4 protein-coding genes and 1 pseudogene are annotated in these 3,857 nt (G+C 71.9%); 2 read left to right on the top strand and 3 right to left on the bottom strand.

The annotated features are described in order from the left end of the window. The 3 genes from DW309_RS03240 to pdhA form a co-directional block, all read right to left on the bottom strand. Window positions 1–422, bottom strand: a 422-nt coding sequence (locus DW309_RS03240; protein ID WP_342590364.1) for a biotin/lipoyl-containing protein, incomplete at its 3' end; no start/stop codon positions are given. Further along, entirely contained in the window at window positions 419–1,390 is a 972-nt protein-coding gene (locus DW309_RS03235) for an alpha-ketoacid dehydrogenase subunit beta (RefSeq protein ID WP_136044543.1), read from the bottom strand. The genes DW309_RS03240 and DW309_RS03235, both read right to left, overlap by 4 nt. 131 nt (window positions 1,391–1,521) lie before the next feature. Next, the gene (gene pdhA / locus DW309_RS03230; RefSeq protein ID WP_136044542.1) at window positions 1,522–2,640 is read right to left on the bottom strand and encodes a pyruvate dehydrogenase (acetyl-transferring) E1 component subunit alpha; all 1,119 of its coding nucleotides are present in this window, start codon (window positions 2,638–2,640) and stop codon (window positions 1,522–1,524) included. 150 nt (window positions 2,641–2,790) lie between these two features. Here pdhA and DW309_RS03225 point away from each other — a divergent pair, with 150 nt between their 5' ends. Next, entirely contained in the window at window positions 2,791–3,228 is a 438-nt protein-coding gene (locus DW309_RS03225) for an Lrp/AsnC family transcriptional regulator (protein ID WP_205812604.1), read from the top strand. Window positions 3,229–3,432: 204 nt separating this feature from the next. Beyond that, a pseudogene (locus tag DW309_RS03220) lies at window positions 3,433–3,857 on the top strand (HNH endonuclease signature motif containing protein); the annotation flags it as partial.

Raw genomic sequence — 3,857 nt, 5'->3', positions numbered from 1 at the left:
GCAGCGGGGCGGCGGCGCCGGCCCTTCGTGGTCGACGCCGAGGTGCCGTAGCCGATGAGCACGTTGCCGGAGCCGGCGCGCTCCTCCTGCCGGTACGCCTCCTGCTCGGTCGTCGCGGCGGGGTCGGCGTCTGGCGTGCCCGCGGCGTCGTCCGGCACGTGTCCGGGGTCGGCGACCTCCAGGACCGGGGCGCCGACGTCGATCGTGTCGCCCGGGGTGCCGTGCAGCGCCGTGATCACACCAGCGAACGGCGACGGCAGCTCCACGACGCTCTTCGCGGTCTCGACCTCGGCGATCGCCTGATCGGTGACGATCGTGTCGCCCACCGCGACCAGCCACTGCACGAGCCCGGCCTCGGTGAGCCCCTCGCCGAGATCGGGCAGGCGGAACACGCGGACGGCGGTCTTCACGGGAGTGCTCATGCGTCCTCGTCCCAGTGCAGCGTGTCGATCGCGTCGAGCACGCGGTCGACGTCGGGCAGATACCAGTGCTCGAACTTCGGCGGCGCGTACGGGGTGTCGAAGCCGGTCACGCGGCGCACGGGCGCGGCGAGGTACTCGAAGCACCGCTCGAACACGCGCGCCTGGATCTCCGAGGCGACGCTCACGAAGCCCGGCGCCTCGGCGATCACGACAGCCCGCCCGGTGGAACGCACGGCGGCGGTCACGGTCTCGTCGTCGAAGGGAGACAGCGACCGCACGTCCACCACCTGCACGCTACGCCCCTCCGCCGCCGCGACCTCGGCCGCCTCCAGGGCGAGCGCGACGGAGGCGCCGTAGGCGAGCAGCGTGACATCGGTGCCGTCCCTGGCGACGCGCGCGGAGCCGATCTCGGCCGTGACGGTGGTGTCGACCTCGCCCTTCGACCAGTAGAGCTTCTTCGGCTCCAGGAACACCACGGGGTCGGGCGAGGCGATCGCCGCGCGCAGCAGCGAGTACGCGTCTTGCGGGGTGGACGGGCTGACGACCGTGAGCCCCGGGGTGTGCGCGTAGTAGGCCTCGGACGAGTCGCAGTGGTGCTCGACCCCGCCGATGCCCCCGCCGAACGGGATGCGGATCACGAGGGGCATCCGGATGCCGCCGCGCGTGCGGTTGCCGAGCTTCGCGACGTGGCTGACGATCTGCTCGAACGCCGGCAGGGCGAACGCGTCGAACTGCATCTCGACCACGGGGCGCAGGCCGTTCATGGCCATGCCGACCGCCGTGCCGATGATGCCGGACTCCGCGAGCGGGGTGTCGAAGCAGCGGTCCTCGCCGAAGCGGGCCGTGAGGCCGTCGGTGATGCGGAACACGCCGCCCAGCGCACCGACGTCCTCGCCGAACACGACCACGTCGGCGTCGGAGGCCAGCGCGTCGGCGAGCGCGAGGTTGAGGGCGGCCGCCATCGTCATCGTGGCCGGTGCGGGGGCGGCGTCCGGTGCGGCGGTGCCGCCGGTTTCGGTGTTCGCGGTGTCGGTGTTCGCGATGTCGGCGGGGGCCGTGTCGGACGCGGCCGCGGGGCGGGTGTCGTGCTCGGCGATGCTCATCGCTGTCCTCCGTTCGTCGCGGCTACGGCGTGGGCGAGCCCGTCTCGTTCGAGTTCGCCGTGCAGCAGCTGCCACTGTTCCTCGAGCTGAGGCGACCGGCTCGTGGTCACGAAGCGGAACAGGTCTTCCGGGTCGAGGTCGGCGTCGGTGTTGAGCGCCTCGCGCATCGCGGCGGCGATCTCCTCCGCCCCGGCGGCGAAGCGCTTCTCGGTGTCCTCGTCGAGCGCGCCAGCGGCGGTCAGGTGTGCGCGCAGTCGCAGCAGCGGGTCACGGGCGATCCACGCCTGCACCTCGTCGCGCTCGCGGTAGCGGGTGTCGTCATCGGCGTTCGTGTGCGCCTGCATGCGATACGTGTGCGCCTCGACGAGCGACGGCCCGCCGCCCGCCCGCGCGCGGTCCACGGCCTCGGTCAGCACCGCCAGCACGGCCGCGACGTCGTTGCCGTCGACGCGCTGGCCCGGCATGCCGTAGCCGATCGCCTTGTGGGCGAGCGAGGGAGCGGCCGTCTGGCGCGACAGGGGCACCGAGATGGCGAACTCGTTGTTCTGCACGAAGAACACGACCGGCACGTGGAACACGGCGGCGAAGTTCATCGCCTCGTGGAAGTCGCCCTCGCTCGTCGCGCCGTCGCCGCACAGGGCCAGCACGACCGAGTCCTCCCCGCGGCGTTTCGCCGCCTGCGCGAACCCCACCGCGTGCAGCAGCTGCGTGGCCAGGGGAGTGGCCTGCGGTGCGACCCGGTGCGCGCGGACGTCATACCCCGAGTGCCAGTCGCCCTTGAGGAGCACCAGAGCCTCGGCCGGAGCGACACCGCGGGCGATCACGGCGACCGAGTCGCGGTAGGTCGGGAACAGCCAGTCCCGGTCGCCGAGCACCATGGCCGCCGCGACCTGGCACGCCTCCTGCCCGTGCGAGGACGGGTACACGGCGAGGCGCCCCTGTCGCACGAGCGCGTTGGCCTGCTCGTTGATGCGGCGGCCCTCGACGAGACCCCGGTAGGCGGTGAGCAGCGTGTCCGCGTCAGGCAGCGCGTAGGCCTCGTCGTGGACGGTCGTGCCGTCCGCCGTGATCAGATTCACCGCGGTGTCCCGCGGCAGCAGGTCCGTGTGCAGCATCGTCCGCCTCCCTCGCCGAACTCGATGAGGACAGCATGCCCCGGTCGCGACAGTCATCCAATATCCCCAGTCAGATCGTGGACGATTGCTCGATGGTTGCGGATCTGGCGTTCACAATGTCAGGATTCAGACCGGGATGAGAGGGGTGCCATGACGGCCCTGGATGACACGGATCGCGCGATCCTCGCCGAGCTCCGACGGGACGCGCGGGCATCGATGACCGCGATCGCCGAGGCCGTGCACATCTCCCGTGCCGGGGCGCACGCGCGCATCAAGAGGCTGACCGACGCGGGGGTCATCACCGGCTACACCGTGCGCACCGACCCCGTGCTGCTGGGTCACCACGCGAGTGCCTACGTGACCCTCGCGATCGAGCAGGCCACGTGGCAGGACGTCCGGGCCCGGCTGCGGGCGATCCCCGAGATCGAGCACATCGCCCTGGTCGGCGGAGACTTCGACGTGCTCCTGCTCGTGCGGGCGAACGACGCCCGCGACCTCCGCCGCATCGTGCTCGAGGACATCCAGGCGATCCCCTCGATCCGGTCGACCCGCACGATCCTGATCTTCGAGGACGACGACCGCACCTGAGGCTCGAGCCACGGCGACGTGGTGCCCGGGTGAACGACGTGGAGACGGGGCGGGCGGTTGATCGTGCGCCCGTCGTGCCCTGCCGTCGAGGGCTGTCCGCGAGCCCGCGCTGGTACGGGATGTGTCGCTCGCGTGTTCCGGAATATCTCTCTGGCCTGGGGTTATCCGGTTCCGAATGTCGGTGGCCCCCGATGGAATCGTCCCATGGAGAGCACATCGGCAGCGGTTCTGGGCGACACGGTCGTCGCCCTCGATGCGGTGCTGCGATCCGGCACCCTGAGTGCTCTCGCCGCGGGGGACATGATGGAGCTGCTGCGGGTGGCGGGCGAGATCCAGCGACGGGTGGAGGCCGTGGTCGTGGAAGCGGTCGCGAACGTCGATCAGCGTCCTGCGGGGTCGGGGGAGCCGGCGTTCTGCGGGCGGTTCGGCTGCCGGTCGATGAACGAGCTCCTGCAACGCGTCCTCCGGGTGGACGCGGCGACCGCCGCACGGACGCTGAAGGCCGCGCGGCTGGTGCGCCGCGAGGTCGACCTCTCCTCCGGGGAGTGGCTCCCGGCGCGGTGGCCGGCGCTGCGCGACGCCCTCGTCGAGGGGGCGATCGGCGTGACGGTGCTGCTGGCCGCGACCGG

The organism is Microbacterium sp. K41, assembly GCF_004794395.1.
GTDB lineage: Bacteria > Actinomycetota > Actinomycetes > Actinomycetales > Microbacteriaceae > Microbacterium > Microbacterium sufflavum.
Note: the sequence above shows the minus strand (reverse complement) of the source record. Positions and strands in the feature narration are given on the sequence as shown.

Bases quoted from the DNA above. Each gene is read 5' to 3' on its own strand.
- DW309_RS03235 (WP_136044543.1), bottom strand. From the start codon at position 1,390: ATGACGATGGCGGCCGCCCTCAACCTCGCGCTCGCCGACGCGCTGGCC.
- pdhA (WP_136044542.1), bottom strand. From the start codon at position 2,640: ATGCTGCACACGGACCTGCTGCCGCGGGACACCGCGGTGAATCTGATC.
- DW309_RS03225 (WP_205812604.1), top strand. From the start codon at position 2,791: ATGACGGCCCTGGATGACACGGATCGCGCGATCCTCGCCGAGCTCCGA.